Below are 16,325 nucleotides of genomic sequence, written 5' to 3'. Positions count from 1 at the left end.
GCCAGTTGTGCTTGCAGCGCCGTTACATACCGTCCGCTCAAAGTCTTTGCCTCGCTTCGCCTTTCCCCACTGGCCGGGTCGGGATAGGATGCGCCCCGCCCCTACGGAGTGTCCCGCATGAACATCCACGCAGCGCTTGACGCGCTTGAAGCCTTCCTAGGCCAACGGCTCAGCCGGTCCAAGTCCGATCTGTCTCTGCATGGCGAATCAGAGACCCATTTTCCGCGAATGCCTCCCGATGCGGTCGCCTATCCCGAAACCACGGCAGAGGTCAGCCGTATCATGCAAATCTGTGCCAGGCATGGCTGCCCGGTGATCGCCTGGGGCGCTGGCACCTCGCTGGAGGGGCACACCTCGGCCGTCAAAGGCGGCGTGACATTGGATATGGGGCGCATGAATCGCGTGCTCGACATTCAGGCGGCGGATATGGATGTGCGGGTACAGCCGGGTGTGACGCGCGAGGCCCTGAACGCAGAGTTGCGCGCGACAGGTCTGTTTTTCCCGATTGACCCCGGTGCCAATGCCACACTTGGCGGGATGGCAGCAACCCGCGCCAGCGGCACAACAGCGGTGCGATATGGGACGATGCGGGACAATGTGCTGGCGCTGGAGGTGGTTCTGGCCGATGGCCGCGTGATCCGTACCGGGACGCGGGCGCGCAAATCCAGTGCGGGCTATGACCTGACGGCGTTGTTTGTCGGCTCCGAAGGCACGCTGGGTATCATCACGGAATTGACCTTGCGGCTGCACGGCCAGCCAGAGGCGATCTCGGCCGGGGTCTGCGCCTTCGAGGGTTTTCACGGGGCCGTGAACGCCGTGATCGAGACCATCCAGATGGGCCTGCCATTGGCCCGGATGGAATTTCTGGACGAAGCCAGCGCCGCCGCCGTCAACGCCTATGCGGGCATGACCTTTCCCGAAAAGCCGCACCTCTTGTTCGAACTCCACGGCAGTCCCGACAGTGTCGCCGAGGATGCGCAGCGTTTTGGAGATATTGTCACCGATCACGGCTCAAGCGGCTTTGAGTGGTCCGACCGGACCCAGGATCGCAAAACGCTTTGGGCGATGCGACACAACGCATTCTATGCGATTCTGGCACTGCGGCCCGGAGCGCGGTCTTTGGTGACAGATATTTGCGTGCCGATCTCTCGCCTCGCGCAAGCTGTCGAAGAAACCCGCGCGGATATCGCACAGTCAGGCCTTGCAGGGCCCATTCTCGGACATGTGGGCGACGGCAACTTTCACGCCATCCTGTTGGTGGATCCCGCAGAGCCTTCGGAAATGGCGGCGGCAAAAGCAGTGTCACACAGGATGGTCAAACGGTCTCTGGCGCTTGGCGGGACGGCCACAGGCGAGCATGGCGTGGGTCTGGGCAAGCGTGACTATATGGCAAAAGAGCATGGCGATGGCTGGGCGGTCATGGGCCAGTTGAAACAGGCACTGGACCCCTTGGACCTTCTGAATCCCGGGAAACTCGTCCCATAGCGAACAGGGACCGAGCTTGACCTCATTGAGCGCCTTTCGGCGCACAGGTCGGTTTTCTTGCAAGGGGCGTACCGCCCCCTCTTGGCCTCTCGGCCAATTCACCCCCACGCGCATGTGGTGCCGGTTGCGCAAGACCTCAGACCTTCAGCAAAACCCGCGCGGCTGCCCGTGCCTCATCGGTGATGGTATCGCCGGCCAACATCCGGGCCAGTTCATCAATTCTGTCTGGTGGGGTAAGCGGTGTGACAGTCGACGTTGTCATCCCGTCGGCTACCCGTTTTTCCACCCGCCAGTGATGCGCCCCAAGCGCGGCCACCTGCGGCGAGTGCGTGACGACAAGCACCTGCCCGTCTTCGGCAAGCGCCGCCAGCCTGCGCCCGACGGCATCTGCCGTTGCGCCGCCGACGCCTCGGTCAATCTCGTCGAAAATCATCGTGATGCCGGACTGGTGCTGGCTAAGACAGACCTTGAGGGCGAGCAGGAACCTGCTCAGCTCCCCCCCGGAGGCGATCTTGTTCAGCGGCCCGGACGGCGCGCCAGGGTTTGTGGCGACTGTGAAAGCCACCGCATCGCGCCCCTCAGGTCCAGCGGAACCGTCGTCGATCTGCGTGGTAAAGACCGCGCGGTCCATCTTCAGCGGTGCCAACTCGGCAGAAACCGCCGCATCAAGGGCGGCGGCGTTCTTGCGCCGGGCGTCTGTCAAGGCGCGCGCGGCGACATCATACGCGGCCTCAGCATCCGCCGCGACAGTTCTGAGATCGGCAAGTCCCGCATCCCCCGCATCCAGCGCTGCCAACCGGTCCATCAGATCGCGGGCGAGATCCGCCAAACTGTCCGGACTGACCTGATGCTTCCGCGCCGCCCCGCGTATGGCAAAGAGCCGCTCTTCGGTGTCTTCCAGCTCTCGCGGATCGAAACTGAGCGCGCGCAACGCATCCTCCACGCCCTGCGCCGCTTCGCCAAGCTCGACCATGGCACGTTCCAGCGCCGCAACAGACCCGTCAAGCCGCCCATCCGCCCGGTCAATCACGCCGTCGATCCAGCGCATTGCATCGCCCATCGACCCTTCGGCCCCTTCGGGACCTAGCGCCGACAGCGCCCGCGAAACGTCCGCACGGGTTCGTTCTGCCCCTTGCATCAAACGACGGCGGGCATCCAGCGCCGCCTCTTCCCCGGGCTGCGGATCAAGCTTTCCCAACTCATCCACGGCATGACGCAGGAATTCTTCCTCCGCGCGCATCTCGGACAGGTCTGCCTCTGCCTGCACAACCGCCTTGGCCGCCGCAGAGACCGCACGCCAGGCCTCTCTGACTGTGCTGACCAGACCGCCGTGGCCGCCGAAGTCATCCAGTAGCACCCGGTGGACGCGGGGGTTCAGCAATCCCTTGTCGTCATGCTGACCATGCAGTTCCACCAAGGTTTCCGACAGGGCCCGCAAGACATCGCCAGAAACGCGCCTGTCATTCACCCAAGCCGTCTTGCGCCCGTCAGGTGTATTTATGCGTCGCAGGATCAACTCGTCAGAAGCGGGCAAGCCAGCCTCTTCCAGCACCGCATGCGCCGCATGCCCTGCCACGAGATCGAATACCGCGACAACCTCTCCTTGCTCTGCGCCCGCGCGCACCAGTTCGGCGCGGCCCCGCCATCCCAGCACGAAACCCAGCGAGTCCAGCAGAATGGATTTGCCCGCCCCGGTTTCCCCGGTCAGCACGTTGAGGCCCGGCTGAAATTCAAGCTCCAGCCGGTCGATGATCAACATGTCACGAATTTCAAGCGCCCGAAGCATGGCCTAATCCCGCCATGACGGCGTCTCAGCCCCGACAGCGCTCAACGTCATCAGCAATAATCCGTAAGTCGCCACCCCGAAAGCGGGATGGCGGGCGGGGCGTCGCCGAAGGCGCGCGTCGTCTCGGCATCCATGGTTTACAACCACTGGCCTTTGACCATCTGGCGATAGATCTGCGCCAACCAATTGTCGCCTGCGGCCTTCAACTCAAGCCCCTGACCGGTCAACAGCTTGAAACTGTCCTGATACCAATCGGTGGATTGATAGTTGTAACCAAGGATCGCCCCGGCGGTCTGCGCCTCGTCCGTCAGACCCAGCGACAAATACGCCTCGACCAGCCGGTGCAGGGCTTCCGCCGTATGCGTCGTGGTCTGGAAATCCTCGACGACCACCCGGAAACGATTGATCGCTGCGGGGAAATGCTCGCGCCGTAGATAGTAACGGCCAATCTCCATTTCCTTGCCGGCGAGATGATCAAACGCCAGATCGAACTTCAGAATCGAGCTGCGGGCATATTCGCTGTCAGGATAGCGTTCAATAACGGTCCGCAGACTTTGCAGCGCCTGGAATGTCAGCCCCTGATCACGGCCGACTTCCTCGATCTGATCGTAATAGCTTAGCGCCAGCAGATATTGCGCATAGGCCGCATCGTCATCGGTTGGATAAAAATCGATATAGCGCTGCGCGGCACCCCGGCTGTTTTCGTAGTCCTTGTCCTTGTGATAGGCAAAGGCTTGCATGATCAAGGCCCGCTTGGCCCAGTCCGAATAGGGATAAAGCCGCTCTATCTCGGAGAAGTAAAACGCAGCATCTTCCGGCTTTTCACGATTCAGCTCGAATTCGCCACGTTCATAGATCTGCTCAGCCGTATAGCTCTCCAGCGGCGCGCCACCAGAACGGCCCGGTGCCTTCTGCAAGATGCCGCAGCCGGCTAGAAAAGCCGACACGAGCAATGCTGTGACCACCCCCGTACGCGATCCGACGCCTGCCATGCTTGCTCTTCCTCGTTCGACCTTGTGGGTTTCACCCACTTTCCTGCCCCGCTCCTAGCATAGAAAGTTCCGGTGCAAAACGCCTTTGCAACGATTCATGCGCAGGATGTGACCAAGGACACGCGTTGTGTCAGGCGACGGCGGGAATTTCGTGGCGTTCAACGCCCGATCCGGGCAGCCGTGCGGCAGTTTCCGGATCACAAACCGTCATCCGGAAAGCGCCCGGCGTTGCGAACAGCGCGTGCAGCAATGTGTTGGTCATCGCGTGACCGGCACGAAAGCCTGTATAACGCCCGAGGATCGGCGCACCGGCAAGGGCCAGATCGCCAAGCGCGTCGAGCATTTTGTGGCGCACAGCTTCATCTGCATGCCGGAACCCGCCGGGGCTCAGCACGTCGGCACCGTCAACGACAACGGCGTTTTCCAGCGTGCCGCCAAGCGCCAGACCATTGGCATGCATCATGTCCACGTCGGCTTTGCGACAAAACGTCCGGCTGTCGCACAGCTCGCGGACAAACGCCCCGTTTGCCATGTCCAGCGCCATTTCCTGTTCGCCGATCGCCTCATCCGCAAAATCAATATGGAAATCAATCACCAGACGATCCGCCGGATCAAGCCGCGCCCAGCCGTTCGGCGTGCGCACTTCAACGGGCTTCAGAATCTCAAGCGCGCGGATCGGCGCGTATTGTTCACGCACGCCGCGGGCAAGGATGCCCGACACGAAAGGTTGCGAGCTGCCATCAAGAATCGGAACCTCGGGGCCGTCAATCTCGACCAGTGCGTTGTGAATGCCACAACCGGCAAGGGCTGCCATGACGTGTTCGATAGTCGATACGGACACACCCGCCTTGTTGATGATGCGGGTGCAAAGGGGGGATTGCTCGACCACATCCCAACGCGCGGGGATCAACGTATCGCCCAAGCTGATATCAGTCCGTTTGAACCAGATGCCATGCTCTGCGCTTGCAGGGCGCAACGTGAGGCACGCGGGCTTGCCCGAATGCAGACCCACACCTTCGAAACTAACTGCCGATCTCAACGTCGTCTGCACGACAAACCCCCAAACATCTGCGCGCCTGAATTCGAACCAGCGCGTCTTGTGATTGGAAATAGTCTCTGGGGGCGGCGCGCTCAAATCAAACATTGCTACGCTTTGAAACATGCCCGCAACATGATGGGCGAGAACCCGCCAAAACTAGAAAAACGCGCTGCAAACTACTGTTTTTGAAATAAAAAAGCCCTCCTTTTCGGAGGGCTTTTCATCTCTGTTTATGACTGTTTTCAGTTCGCCTGACGCCTCAGAAAGGCCGGGATTTCGATCCGCTCCTGATCGGGGTCAGCCTCTGGCTCTGCCATCCGCTCGGGTTGATGGCCGTGAACCGGCGGTTGACGACGAGGTGCAGGAGCGTCGTGGCCATGCGCCTGCCCCTGACCGGTCATCCGATTGATCAGCGAATTGATCCCGAACCGGGGGCGCTCTGCGTCTGCGGGCTCCGGATCGGCGTCATAGCCTTGCGTCGCGGCTTGCGGACGGGCGCGGGCCGCAGCCTGCTGCAACCGGGCCAGCGCCTCGGGTGACGCTGCTCCGGCAGCCGGGGCGCGGGGTGCCACGAAGCTTCCGGCAGCCGGAGTGCGGGTGTCCTGCTTGCGGTGGATATGGGCCACGGGCTCTGCTGGCGGCTGATAGGCGGGGGCCGGCAGCTCGTCACCGGCACGCACTTCACGACGCGGCGCATATTGCGGCTGCGCCTCTTCGAAGACCTCCTCTTGCGCTTCTCCCGCATCGGCATATCCGTCATCGAGCGTCTCGAACAACGAAGGCTCTTCCGCTACGACAGCAGTTTGAGGCTCTGCCACGTCCTCGATCTGGGCTGCGATGGGCTGCTGTTCCGGCTCGTGATGGGCGAAGTCTTCTTCGACCGAGATCGGAGTGCGCAGCGGCTGTGCCAGCGAACGGCGTGGCACGGGCATTTCCAGGTTCACATCCGTTGCATCGATGCCGGTGGCGACGACGCTGACGCGCATCTTGCCTTCCATGCCGTCATCCAGCGTGCTGCCGACGATGATATTGGCCTCTTGGTCAACTTCTTCGCGGATGCGGTTGGCTGCCTCGTCCAGTTCGAACAGGGTCAGATCATGCCCACCGGTGATGTTGATCAGAACACCTTTCGCACCGCGCAGGCTGATTTCGTCGAGCAGCGGGTTCGCGATGGCTTTCTCGGCGGCCTGAATGGCGCGATCCTCGCCCTCGGCCTCGCCGGTGCCCATCATCGCCTTGCCCATCTCGTCCATCACGGCGCGAACATCGGCAAAGTCGAGGTTGATAAGGCCCGGACGGACCATCAGGTCGGTCACGCCCTTCACGCCCTGATACAGCACGTCATCCGCCATGCTGAACGCTTCGGTAAAGGTGGTTTTCTCATTCGCCAACCGGAACAGGTTCTGGTTGGGAATGATGATCAGCGTATCTACGACCTTTTGCAGCGCCTCGACGCCGTCTTCGGCCTGCTTCATCCGCTTGCCGCCCTCGAACTGGAAGGGCTTGGTCACGACACCAACGGTCAGGACGCCAAGTTCCCGCGCGGCTTGCGCGATGATCGGGGCCGCGCCGGTGCCGGTGCCGCCGCCCATACCAGCGGTGATAAAGCACATATGCGCGCCCGCCAGATAATCGACGATCTGCTCGATGCTCTCTTCAGCTGCTGCCGCGCCCACAGAAGCACGCGCACCCGCGCCCAGCCCCTCGGTCACTTTCACACCCAGCTGCACCTTGCTTTCCGACATGGATTGCTGAAGCGCCTGCGCGTCCGTATTGGCAACGACAAAGTCAACGCCGTCCAACTGTTTCTGGATCATGTTGTTGACGGCGTTGCCGCCCGCGCCACCAACGCCGAACACCGTGATCCGGGGTTTCAGTTCTTCGTGTCCTGGCACCGTTAGGTTCAATGTCATCAATACATCCGCCTGCTGTTTTGGCCCGTTATCGGACCCTTTTTCCGCCTATTCCAGCCAACTTTATCGACCCAAGCGCCTTTCGTCACGCAAAAAGCAGCCGAAAACCACGGAATATGGCCCCACCCCCCACGACATACGCGACATTTTGCCGACACACCCATATGCAGTGTACGACAAAAAAAGCACCACTAGAGGAACGCCAAGCATCACGAAGCGCGTGGCGAATCAAAAGGCTGCTTCTATTGGGAGTCTGCCCGACATCCCCTGACCACATCTTGTCGTGCGGTTCACGTTGAATCTAACAAAGAAATTCGGTGCCGTCACCCGCAATTGCACAAAAATATGACGCCCCGCGCCAATATAATGGTGCGGGTGATGTCCAATCGTGGAGGTCGGAAGAGTTTTGCGGAATTCGCGCGCCTACCAGTTGTCGCGGAACCATTTTACCGCGCGCTTAAGAGACCGCGCCGGGTATCTTTCCACGGGGATTGCAAAGTCCCACCATTCGTCCTGCGGATGCGCTGCGAACAGGCACAACCCGACCGCACTGGCAAAGCCCGGGCCGGTCGCGGCCTGCGGCAAACCATGCACCCGCATCGGCCGACCCAACCGCACCTGATGGCCGAGGATCTTGCTGGCCAACCCGTCCAGTCCGGGGATCTGGCTGGCGCCGCCGGTCAGCACGATCTGCTGGCTGGGCAGATGATCGAAGCCCGCCGCATCCAGACGCGCGCGCACCTCTTCGAGGATTTCCTCGACCCGCGGACGCATGATGCCGATCAGTTCGGCCCGGCTGACGGTGCGGCGATCATGTTCCCAGTCGCCGGTATCCCCGCCGATGTCGATCTTTTCGCGATCATCCATGCCCGTCGCGACAACGCCGCCGTAAAAGGTCTTGATCCGTTCGGCAGTGGCCATCGGGATCTGAAGCCCCATCGAGATGTCGCCCGTGACGTGATCGCCGCCGATCCGCACCGCATCCGCCGCGATCATGTGCTTTTTCATGAAGATCGAAACGCCTGTCGCGCCACCGCCAAAGTCGATACAGGCAGAGCCAAGCTCCTGCTCGTCCTCGACCAGTGCCGAGATGCCCGACACATAGGCAGAGCTTGCCACGCCGGCGAGTTCCAGATCGCAGCGCTTGACGCAATAGGCGAGGTTTTGCACGGCCAGCGCGTCCACCGTCAGCATATGCATGTCGGTGGCCAGTTCCTGGCCCATCTGTCCGCGCGGGTCTTGCAGGCCCGAACGATGGTCCAGCGCAAAATTCACCGGCTGGGCATGCAGCACTTCGCGGCCCTCGCCGAAATCAGGCACGTCGCAGGCCGACAAAACCCGGCCGACATCCTGTTCACTGACGGTCTGGCCTTCCAGTTCGACCTTGCCTTCCAGCCCGTAGCTGCGCGGGCCCGCGCCTGAGAAGCAGGCGATAACGTGATCGACCCGGATATTCGCCATTTTCTGCGCCGCCTGAATGGCGGTGCGGATCGCGCGCTCGGTCTCGGCCATGGCGCTGATCTCGCCGAATTTCACACCGCGCGACCGGGTCGTCGCAGCACCGATCACCCGGAACCCGGACTGCCCCGCCAAGGAGCCTATGCCGTCGATTTCCTTGGCATGCTCATTGCCGTCAAAACGCAGCACCAGACAGGCGATCTTGGACGATCCCACGTCCAGAATGGCAATGACGCCTCGCTGCATCGCCGCTTTGCGCATGTTGCGCATCGCGCGCTGGGTTTCATAGAGCTCGATCATGGTTCATTCTTCTCCAAACTCTAATGATTTCATTCGCCACAATTCCTCGACCGCGACGCTGGTCATCCGCACCGTCGGGCGGTTCGAGAGCCGCAGGTCCACCGTCACCAGATCACGCGACAGCATGTCCACGGCCTGATGCATCGCAATCACCCGCTCCAGCGCCTGAACGGCATCGGTTTCCGGCAACAGGATTCGTTGATTGCGGTTCAGGACCACGTCCCAACGACGCTCGCCGACACGCACCAATCCGCGCAACCGCGTCGTCAGCGGCCCGGCGGCGGCGACAAGTTCCAGTGCTTCGGCCACGTTTCTGTCCGCCCCCGCCCCGGCAATCAGCGGCAGGTCGGGGCGTTTGTCGCGCGCCAGAAGCGGGCCGACCAACACGCCGTCGGCATCCAGCAGTTCCAACCCGTCCTGTGTGCGCCACACCATGACCGGCACGCGTTCTGTCACATCCACCTGCAACACGCCGCCCTGACGGACGCGCAGGCTGGCGCTTTGAACCGCGTCCAGACCCGTGACCGTCGCGCGCATTGCATCCAGATCCAGATCAAAAGAGCTGACCGGGAAATCGAGCGGCAGAATATCGCGAATATCCTCGGACACCGAATTTGAGGCCCCGTCGATCGCCAGTAGCTTGACCATGAATTCCGGGCGTTCCTCAAAGGACCGACGATAGTCCTGAATGGTGGTGATGATCGCCTCGCGCCTTTCCTGATCGGCGAGATAGATGCCACCCGCCCCCAGCACTGCGGCCATCGGCAAGCCCACCCGCAGAACGACACGAAACAGCGGCGTCAACATCAGCCGTTGCATCCGGTAGCGTAGCCGTGAAGGCGCCGGATCGGGGCGGTTCACCGGTTGCAAGACGCGTCCTCCACCATCCAGCGGCACATCTCGCCAAAGCTGATACCCAGAACACCCCCCTGTTCCGGCGAAAGCGATGTAGGCGTCATGCCGGGCTGGGTGTTGGTCTCCAGCAGGATCAAGCCCTCCAGCCCGCGCGCCTCGTCCCAGCGGAAATCCGTGCGGCTGACACCACGGCAGCCAAGGGCGTCATGGGCGCGCAACGCGTAATCCATGCAGGCATCGAAAATGTCTTTGGGGATGTCGGCGGGGACAACGTGGCGCGATCCGCCTTCCTTGTACTTGGCGTCGTAATCGTACCAGCCATCGGTCAGAATGTCGGTGACGGTCAGCGCCCTGTCACCCATCACGGTCGTCGTCAACTCGCGCCCCGGCGCATAGGTTTCCACCATGACCACATCGGGCATCTCGTCCGACAGATGCGGCGGGCTGTTGGCCGCGTCATGCACCAGATAGACGCCGACCGACGAGCCTTCGTTATAGGGCTTCACCACATAAGGCGGCGGCAGAACATGGCGGGCCATGACCTCGGGTTTCGCCGCAAGGACGCTTTCGACGACGGGCAGGCCGACATCGCGGTAGACCTGCTTGGTCCGTTCCTTGTCCATCGCCATGGCAGAGGCCAGAACGCCGGAATGGGTATAGGGAAGCCGCATCCATTCAAGCATGCCCTGCACGCAGCCGTCCTCGCCCCACCGGCCATGCAAGGCGTTGAACACCACATCGGGCGCGGCGTCAGCCAGTTGCTGCGCCAAATTCGGGCCTGCATCGACCTCGACGACCTGAAATCCCTGATCCCTCAAAGCGGTGGCGCATTCACGCCCTGAACTCAGAGACACCTCGCGCTCTGCGGAGGGGCCACCCATCAGTACCACCACTTTCGGGCTTGTCCTGCTCGACATACCCAAAACTGCCTCGATATACCGGACCTTTGGCCCGTATTATTGTCGCAACCTGCCTGTGGCTGCGTTTTCACCGCCGTTTTTTCGGCGTTTATTCCGGTGCGGGTTTGCCCACACGCATGATTTCCCACACTAGCTCTATTCCACTGTGTTGGAAAACCTTTTTTCGCACTTCCTCGCCCAAACCTTCCAGATCGGCGGCAGTCGCGCCGCCGGTATTGACCAGAAAGTTAGAGTGCATCGGGCTCATTTGCGCGCCGCCCAGTGTTGCCCCGCGCATTCCCGCGTCATCAATCACCTTCCACGCTTTCAGGTCATGGGCGTCGTCGGCCCGCCCGGTGCTGGAAAAGCCAGCGGGGTTGCGAAACGTGCTGCCTGCGGTGCGGTCCTTGGTGGGCTGTGTCTCGTCGCGCTTTTTCAACTGCGCGTCCATCCGCGCGGCCAGTTCTTCGGGGTCACCCGAGACACCTTCGAACGTCGCCTGTGTAATCACGCAGCCCTCGGGCAGATCGGTCTGACGGTAGCGGAAATTGAGGTCATCGGCATCAAGGGTGACAACCTCGCCTGCCCGCGTCACCGCCTGCGCCTCGACAAAATGATCCGCCACATATGACCCATAGCATCCCGCATTCATCCGCACGGCCCCGCCGACAGCACCGGGAATGGTGCGCAGAAAGGTCAGGTCCACGCCTGCCTCTGCCGCGCGTCTGGCGACATGCGCATCCAGTGCGGCAGCGCCCGCCGTCACGCGGTTGCCCTCGACGGTGATCGCGTTGAACCCGCGCCCCATCCGGATTACCACGGCGCTCAGGCCGCCGTCGCGCACGATCAGGTTGCTGCCGACCCCCATCGAAAAAACGGCCACGGCGGGATCCAGTTCACGCAGAAACGTGGCAAGATCCTCGACATCCGCAGGCTGGAACAGCCAGTCGGCAGGCCCGCCGACGCGCAGCCATGTCAGTTCAGCAAGCGAGCGGCCAGCCGTCAGGCGGCCTTTGGGGGTGGGAAATCTCTTTGTCATGGCTGTCCTGCTACAAACTCGGCGCATCAAGAGCAAGCGCCGGAACCCTCAATCCGCCGTGGCCCCCGGCGAAACCGCCACCACGCAATCAGCGCGCCCAGGGCGGTTCCAATCACGGCGGGTGCCATCATCAGCACCGCAAAGATCGTATAGCCGATGCCGTCCCAGCCGACCTGCTGCCGTCCCTGCCAGATGCCCCAGACCATCCCGGTCAGCGCCATCCCGGCCATGGCAGCCGCGATCCAGCCCCGCCGCCCGCGCACCACGACATGCGCCACGATCAGCGTCGTCATCAGACTGAAAGCCGGGATGAGATAGACCATGCCCGCGATCATGCGCCACGATCCTTCGTCAGTCCACCACACTGCCAAACAGACGCCGCAGCAGAGTGTCGGCAAAGACGACGCGCCAGCGCAGAACGCTCATTCCCGCCGCCAGCACCAACAGCCCGACCCACGGGCCGTTCTGCCAGGTGGCAAAACCCAAAAGCGGCACCCCGGTGACGATCAGCAGATAAGCACTGTTCGGCTGTTCTTCTTCCGGCCACAGCATTGCGGTGACAGCGGCGGCGATCGCCCAGATACAAGCCAGCAAAAGCGATGTCGTCATCGCGCGCACTCCAGTGCTTCGCCGCGAGGCCGCTGCCGGATATGGCAGGGCGGATTGCGCAGCATCGTCAGAAAACCGGCCCGTCGGGCCAGTGCAAATGTCAGCAGCCCATCCCGGCGGGCGGCCATCTTGGCGCGCGTCACGTCGACAACCGGCCCGGCAGATTATTGGCCCAGGTGCTGATTGTGCCCGCCCCAAGACAGACGACCATGTCGCCCGGCTGGGTCTGTTCCCGCACAAGGCGTTCCAGATCGTCTTCGCTTTGCAAGGCGCGGGCGTGCCGGTGGCCGTGGCGGATCAGCCCGGCCACCAGATCGTCACGCCCTGCGCCTGCGATCGGATCTTCGCCGGCGGCGTAAACCTCTGCGATTGCAACCACATCAGCCTCGTTGAAACAGGCGCAGAAATCATCGAACAGCGAATGCAGGCGTGAATAGCGATGCGGTTGGTGGACCGCGATCACACGCCCATCACAGGCCTGACGCGCAGCCTTCAACACTGCGGCAATCTCAACGGGATGATGGCCGTAATCGTCGATGATCGCCACGCCGTCCACCTCGCCCACGCGGGTAAAGCGGCGATTGACGCCCCCGAAGGCCGCCAGTGCTTCGCGGATCTCGTCGCGTTTCATGCCCAGATGGCGCGAAACCGCCACGGCCGCCAGCGCGTTCGAGACGTTGTGATCGCCCGGCATCGGCAAGGTGCAGCCCTCGATCATCTTGCCCTCGGCCTGCAACGCGATGTCGAAATGCGCCACGCCGGTCTTGTAGGTCAGATTGACGGCGCGAATATCGGCCTGCGCGTTGAACCCATAGGTCAGCACCCGGCGGTCGGTGATCTTGCCAACCAGCGCCTGCACCTCGGGGTGATCGGTGTTGCACACCGCCAGCCCGTAGAACGGAATGTTCGACACGAAATCCAGAAAGCCCTGCCGCAGCGTGTCGAAATCGCCCCAGTGTTCCATATGCTCCGGGTCGATATTGGTGACAATGGCAATGGTTGCGGGCAGACGGTTGAAGGTGCCGTCGCTTTCATCGGCCTCCACCACCATCCATTCGCCCTGCCCCATCCGGGCATTCGATCCATAGGCGTGAATGATCCCGCCATTCACCACCGTGGGGTCGATCCCGCCTGCGACAAGCAGTTCCGCAACCAGCGTCGTGGTGGTCGTCTTGCCATGCGTTCCCGCCACCGCGATGTTGGATTTCAGGCGCATCAACTCGGCCAGCATCTCGGCCCGGCGCACGACGGGCAGGCCAGTGCGGCGCGCCTCGTCCAGTTCAGGATTGCCAGGCTTGATCGCGGACGAGATCACCACAACCTCTGCCCCGTCAAGATTTTCGGCACGCTGGCCTTCAAAAATCACCGCGCCCAGGTCTTTCAGCCGGTCGGTGATTTTCGAGGCTTTCAGGTCAGACCCCTGCACGGTGTAGCCCAGGTTCAACAACACCTCGGCAATGCCCGACATGCCGATCCCGCCGATCCCGACGAAATGAATCGCCCCGACATCTCCGGGTAGCTTTGTTGCGCTCGCGTTCATGTCCTGCCCTTTTCTGCCAACTCTTCAACCATCGTAACAAGACGCTCTGTCGCGTCGGGCATCCCGAACCCAAGGGCGGCACGCACCATCTGCAATGCCCCGTCAGGCTCTGTCAGGACCAACTCTATCTGTGCGGCCAAGTCCTCGACCGTCATGCGCGATTCCGGCAGCATGATTGCCCCCCCGGCATCGACCAGCCCCCGCGCATTTGCGGTTTGGTGATCGCCCGCCGCCGCGGCATAGGGGATCAGGATGGACGGACGCCCGATCACAGAAAGATCAGCCAGCGAGGACGCACCCGCGCGGCTGATGACAAGCTGCGCCTCTGTCATGCGGCGCGGAATATCATTGAAGAAGGGCTGCACATCGGCATCGATGCCATGTTCGGCATAGTAGGTTGCGACACGCTCTATATCCTCTTCGCGGGCCTGATGACTGACCCGCAGGCTGCGCAGCACCTCCATCGGCAATTGCGCGATTGCCGGCGGCACCACATCCGACAGGATGCGCGCGCCCTGACTGCCCCCGATCACGAGGACCGACATCGGATAATCGCCCGGTACGATATAGCCAGCGCCGGCACGTTCAATCACAGCGCGGCGCACCGGGTTGCCGACATGATACCCCTCGATCCCCTCGGGCAATTCGGTGGGCCATGTGCCGCAGGCCACCGCATCGACACGGCTGGCGAAGATCTGGTTCACGCGCCCCAACACGCCGTTCTGTTCGTGGATCATGCGCGGACGCTTCAGCAGCGTTGCCGCCGACAGCGCCGGAATGGAAGGGTAGCCGCCGAAGCCCACGACGACATCGGGCTTGTCGCGGATCATCCCCGCCACGGCCGAGGTGACGCCGCCCGCAATGCGGAACGGCACGCCTGCCTTGGCGATCAGCCCGCCGCGCGCGAAAGTGGCGCTGGAGATCTGGTCGATCTCAACCGTATGCGGGAAGCCACCGGTATAGCGCGCGCCGCGCGCGTCCGTTGACAGCTTCACCCGCCAGCCGCGCCGCAACATCGCCTCGGCCAGCGCCTGAGCGGGAAACATATGCCCGCCGGTCCCCCCCGCGGCCATCACAAGAAGCGGCTGTTTCATGCGTTCGCTCCGCGCGGCGGGACCGAAACGGCACCGGCAACGGCGCACCGGGCGTGTGTGATCACGGTCATCTTAGCCGCCCCCGCAGAATATCGCCAATCTCGCCCTGCGGTCGGTTGCGCGTGAAGGCCAGCAACATGCCAACGGCGATCCCGCCCGCAATCAGCGACGACCCGCCATAGCTGACAAAGGGCAGCGTCATGCCCTTGGCAGGCAGCAGCCGCACGGCCACGCCCATATTGATCATCGCCTGCACGCCGAACATGCAGGCCAGCCCTGTCCCGGCCAGACGGATAAACGGATCGCGTTCCCGCATCAGCCGCACCATCGAACGCACGACAACGGTCGTGTAAAGCGCGATGATGCACAGGACCAGAACCAGACCGTATTCCTCGGCCGCGACGGCGATGATGAAATCCGTATGCGCGTCAGGCAGCGACCACTTCACCTGCCCCTCGCCGACGCCGACGCCAAAGAAACCACCCTCGCGGATCGCGTTGGTGGCATAGCCCAGCTGCGTGGTCGGATCGACATCCGGGTTGAGAAACCCGTCAATGCGGCGGGCGAAGTGTTCAGAGTTGTTATAGGCAAACGATCCGCCCAGCACGACCAGCCCGGCCATGCCGACCAGCAGAAGCATTGGCGCACCGGCGACGAAATACATCACACCCCAGCCGAAAAGCACCAGACAGGCCTGCCCGAAATCCGGCTGCATCGCCAGCATCAGCACAATCGCCACGGCCAGCGCAAAGGACCACAACCGCCCCGGCGGGCCGTTGATCTCTTGCGCGGCGGCCATCATCCAGGCCGCGACCACGACGAAACCGGGCTTGAGAAACTCCGACGGCTGCAAGCTGGCAAAACCCAGCGAATACCAACGCACGGCACCCTTGCCGAAATCCGTGCCGAAGAACGGCAGAAAGGCCAGCGCCACGAAGGCAACAAGAAAGCCCAGCACCGCCAACCGTCGCACAAGTACAGGCGACATCATCGAGGTCAGGAACATCGCGGTCAGCGCAAGCCCGCCAAAAAAGGCCTGCCGCTGCACATAGTGGAAAGGGTCAAACCCGTTTTTGGCGGCCAGAGGCGGCGATGCTGCCAGCCCCAGCAAAATCCCCACGCCAAAAAGCATAAGAATGCACGACATCGACCACCTGTCGACCGTTCGCCACCATTTTGGTAAAATCGGCTCCCCGTCGCGAACGGGAACCGAGCCATAAACCATCTCCGTCATGGAACACCGCCAATACTGCCTCAAAGCGCCCCTTTTCGGGGTCTGCCTACAAGTGTAACCAATTTTTTATGTCCGGGCCAGT

The 16,325-nt window shown here is 62.3% G+C and carries 14 protein-coding genes; 1 reads left to right on the top strand and 13 read right to left on the bottom strand.

The features are described 5' to 3' along the window. Positions 1-117: 117 nt before the first annotated feature. The gene (locus tag B8991_RS12510; protein ID WP_084353331.1) at positions 118-1,485 is read left to right on the top strand and encodes an FAD-binding oxidoreductase; all 1,368 of its coding nucleotides are present in this window, start codon (positions 118-120) and stop codon (positions 1,483-1,485) included. 136 nt (positions 1,486-1,621) lie between these two features. Here B8991_RS12510 and recN read toward each other — a convergent pair whose 3' ends face one another. The 13 genes from recN to ftsW all read right to left on the bottom strand — a co-directional run bounded on the left by recN (position 1,622) and on the right by ftsW (position 16,243). Next, the gene (gene recN, locus B8991_RS12505) at positions 1,622-3,271 is read right to left on the bottom strand and encodes a DNA repair protein RecN (protein ID WP_084353330.1); all 1,650 of its coding nucleotides are present in this window, start codon (positions 3,269-3,271) and stop codon (positions 1,622-1,624) included. Positions 3,272-3,408: 137 nt separating this feature from the next. Next, complete coding sequence (locus B8991_RS12500; protein WP_084353329.1) at positions 3,409-4,263, bottom strand: outer membrane protein assembly factor BamD; 855 nt, start codon at positions 4,261-4,263, stop codon at positions 3,409-3,411. A gap of 130 nt (positions 4,264-4,393) precedes the next feature. After that, entirely contained in the window at positions 4,394-5,314 is a 921-nt protein-coding gene (gene lpxC, locus B8991_RS12495; RefSeq protein ID WP_084353380.1) for a UDP-3-O-acyl-N-acetylglucosamine deacetylase, read from the bottom strand. 230 nt (positions 5,315-5,544) lie between these two features. Beyond that, the gene (gene ftsZ, locus B8991_RS12490) at positions 5,545-7,215 is read right to left on the bottom strand and encodes a cell division protein FtsZ (RefSeq protein WP_084353328.1); all 1,671 of its coding nucleotides are present in this window, start codon (positions 7,213-7,215) and stop codon (positions 5,545-5,547) included. Between the two features lie 423 nt (positions 7,216-7,638). After that, positions 7,639-8,973, bottom strand: a complete 1,335-nt coding sequence (ftsA, locus tag B8991_RS12485; RefSeq protein WP_084353327.1) for a cell division protein FtsA — start codon at positions 8,971-8,973, stop codon at positions 7,639-7,641. Positions 8,974-8,976: 3 nt separating this feature from the next. Beyond that, complete coding sequence (locus B8991_RS12480; RefSeq protein ID WP_235866621.1) at positions 8,977-9,780, bottom strand: cell division protein FtsQ/DivIB; 804 nt, start codon at positions 9,778-9,780, stop codon at positions 8,977-8,979. A 50-nt stretch (positions 9,781-9,830) separates the two neighbouring features. Continuing rightward, on the bottom strand, positions 9,831-10,709 hold the full coding sequence (locus tag B8991_RS12475; RefSeq protein WP_235866620.1) for a D-alanine--D-alanine ligase: 879 nt from the start codon (positions 10,707-10,709) through the stop codon (positions 9,831-9,833). Between the two features lie 127 nt (positions 10,710-10,836). Then, the gene (gene murB / locus B8991_RS12470) at positions 10,837-11,766 is read right to left on the bottom strand and encodes a UDP-N-acetylmuramate dehydrogenase (protein WP_084353325.1); all 930 of its coding nucleotides are present in this window, start codon (positions 11,764-11,766) and stop codon (positions 10,837-10,839) included. A gap of 26 nt (positions 11,767-11,792) precedes the next feature. Continuing rightward, a complete protein-coding gene (locus tag B8991_RS12465) occupies positions 11,793-12,101 on the bottom strand; it encodes a hypothetical protein (protein ID WP_084353324.1) in 309 nt (102 codons plus the stop codon). Positions 12,102-12,117: 16 nt separating this feature from the next. Then, positions 12,118-12,375 carry a DUF2484 family protein gene (locus B8991_RS12460; RefSeq protein ID WP_084353323.1) on the bottom strand — a complete coding sequence of 86 codons (258 nt, stop codon included), beginning with the start codon at positions 12,373-12,375 and terminating at the stop codon, positions 12,118-12,120. A 139-nt stretch (positions 12,376-12,514) separates the two neighbouring features. Further along, positions 12,515-13,915, bottom strand: a complete 1,401-nt coding sequence (murC, locus tag B8991_RS12455) for a UDP-N-acetylmuramate--L-alanine ligase (protein WP_084353322.1) — start codon at positions 13,913-13,915, stop codon at positions 12,515-12,517. Continuing rightward, positions 13,912-15,009: a UDP-N-acetylglucosamine--N-acetylmuramyl-(pentapeptide) pyrophosphoryl-undecaprenol N-acetylglucosamine transferase gene (locus B8991_RS12450; protein ID WP_084353321.1), complete on the bottom strand. Its 1,098-nt coding sequence runs from the start codon at positions 15,007-15,009 to the stop codon at positions 13,912-13,914. Before B8991_RS12450 ends, murC begins: the two co-directional genes overlap by 4 nt. 67 nt (positions 15,010-15,076) lie before the next feature. Next, positions 15,077-16,243: a putative lipid II flippase FtsW gene (gene ftsW / locus B8991_RS12445; RefSeq protein ID WP_084353320.1), complete on the bottom strand. Its 1,167-nt coding sequence runs from the start codon at positions 16,241-16,243 to the stop codon at positions 15,077-15,079. Between the last annotated feature and the right edge of the window lie 82 nt (positions 16,244-16,325).

The organism is Primorskyibacter flagellatus (genome assembly GCF_900176485.1).
In the GTDB taxonomy this organism is placed as follows: Bacteria; Pseudomonadota; Alphaproteobacteria; order Rhodobacterales; family Rhodobacteraceae; genus Primorskyibacter; species Primorskyibacter flagellatus.
Note: the sequence above shows the minus strand (reverse complement) of the source record. Positions and strands in the feature narration are given on the sequence as shown.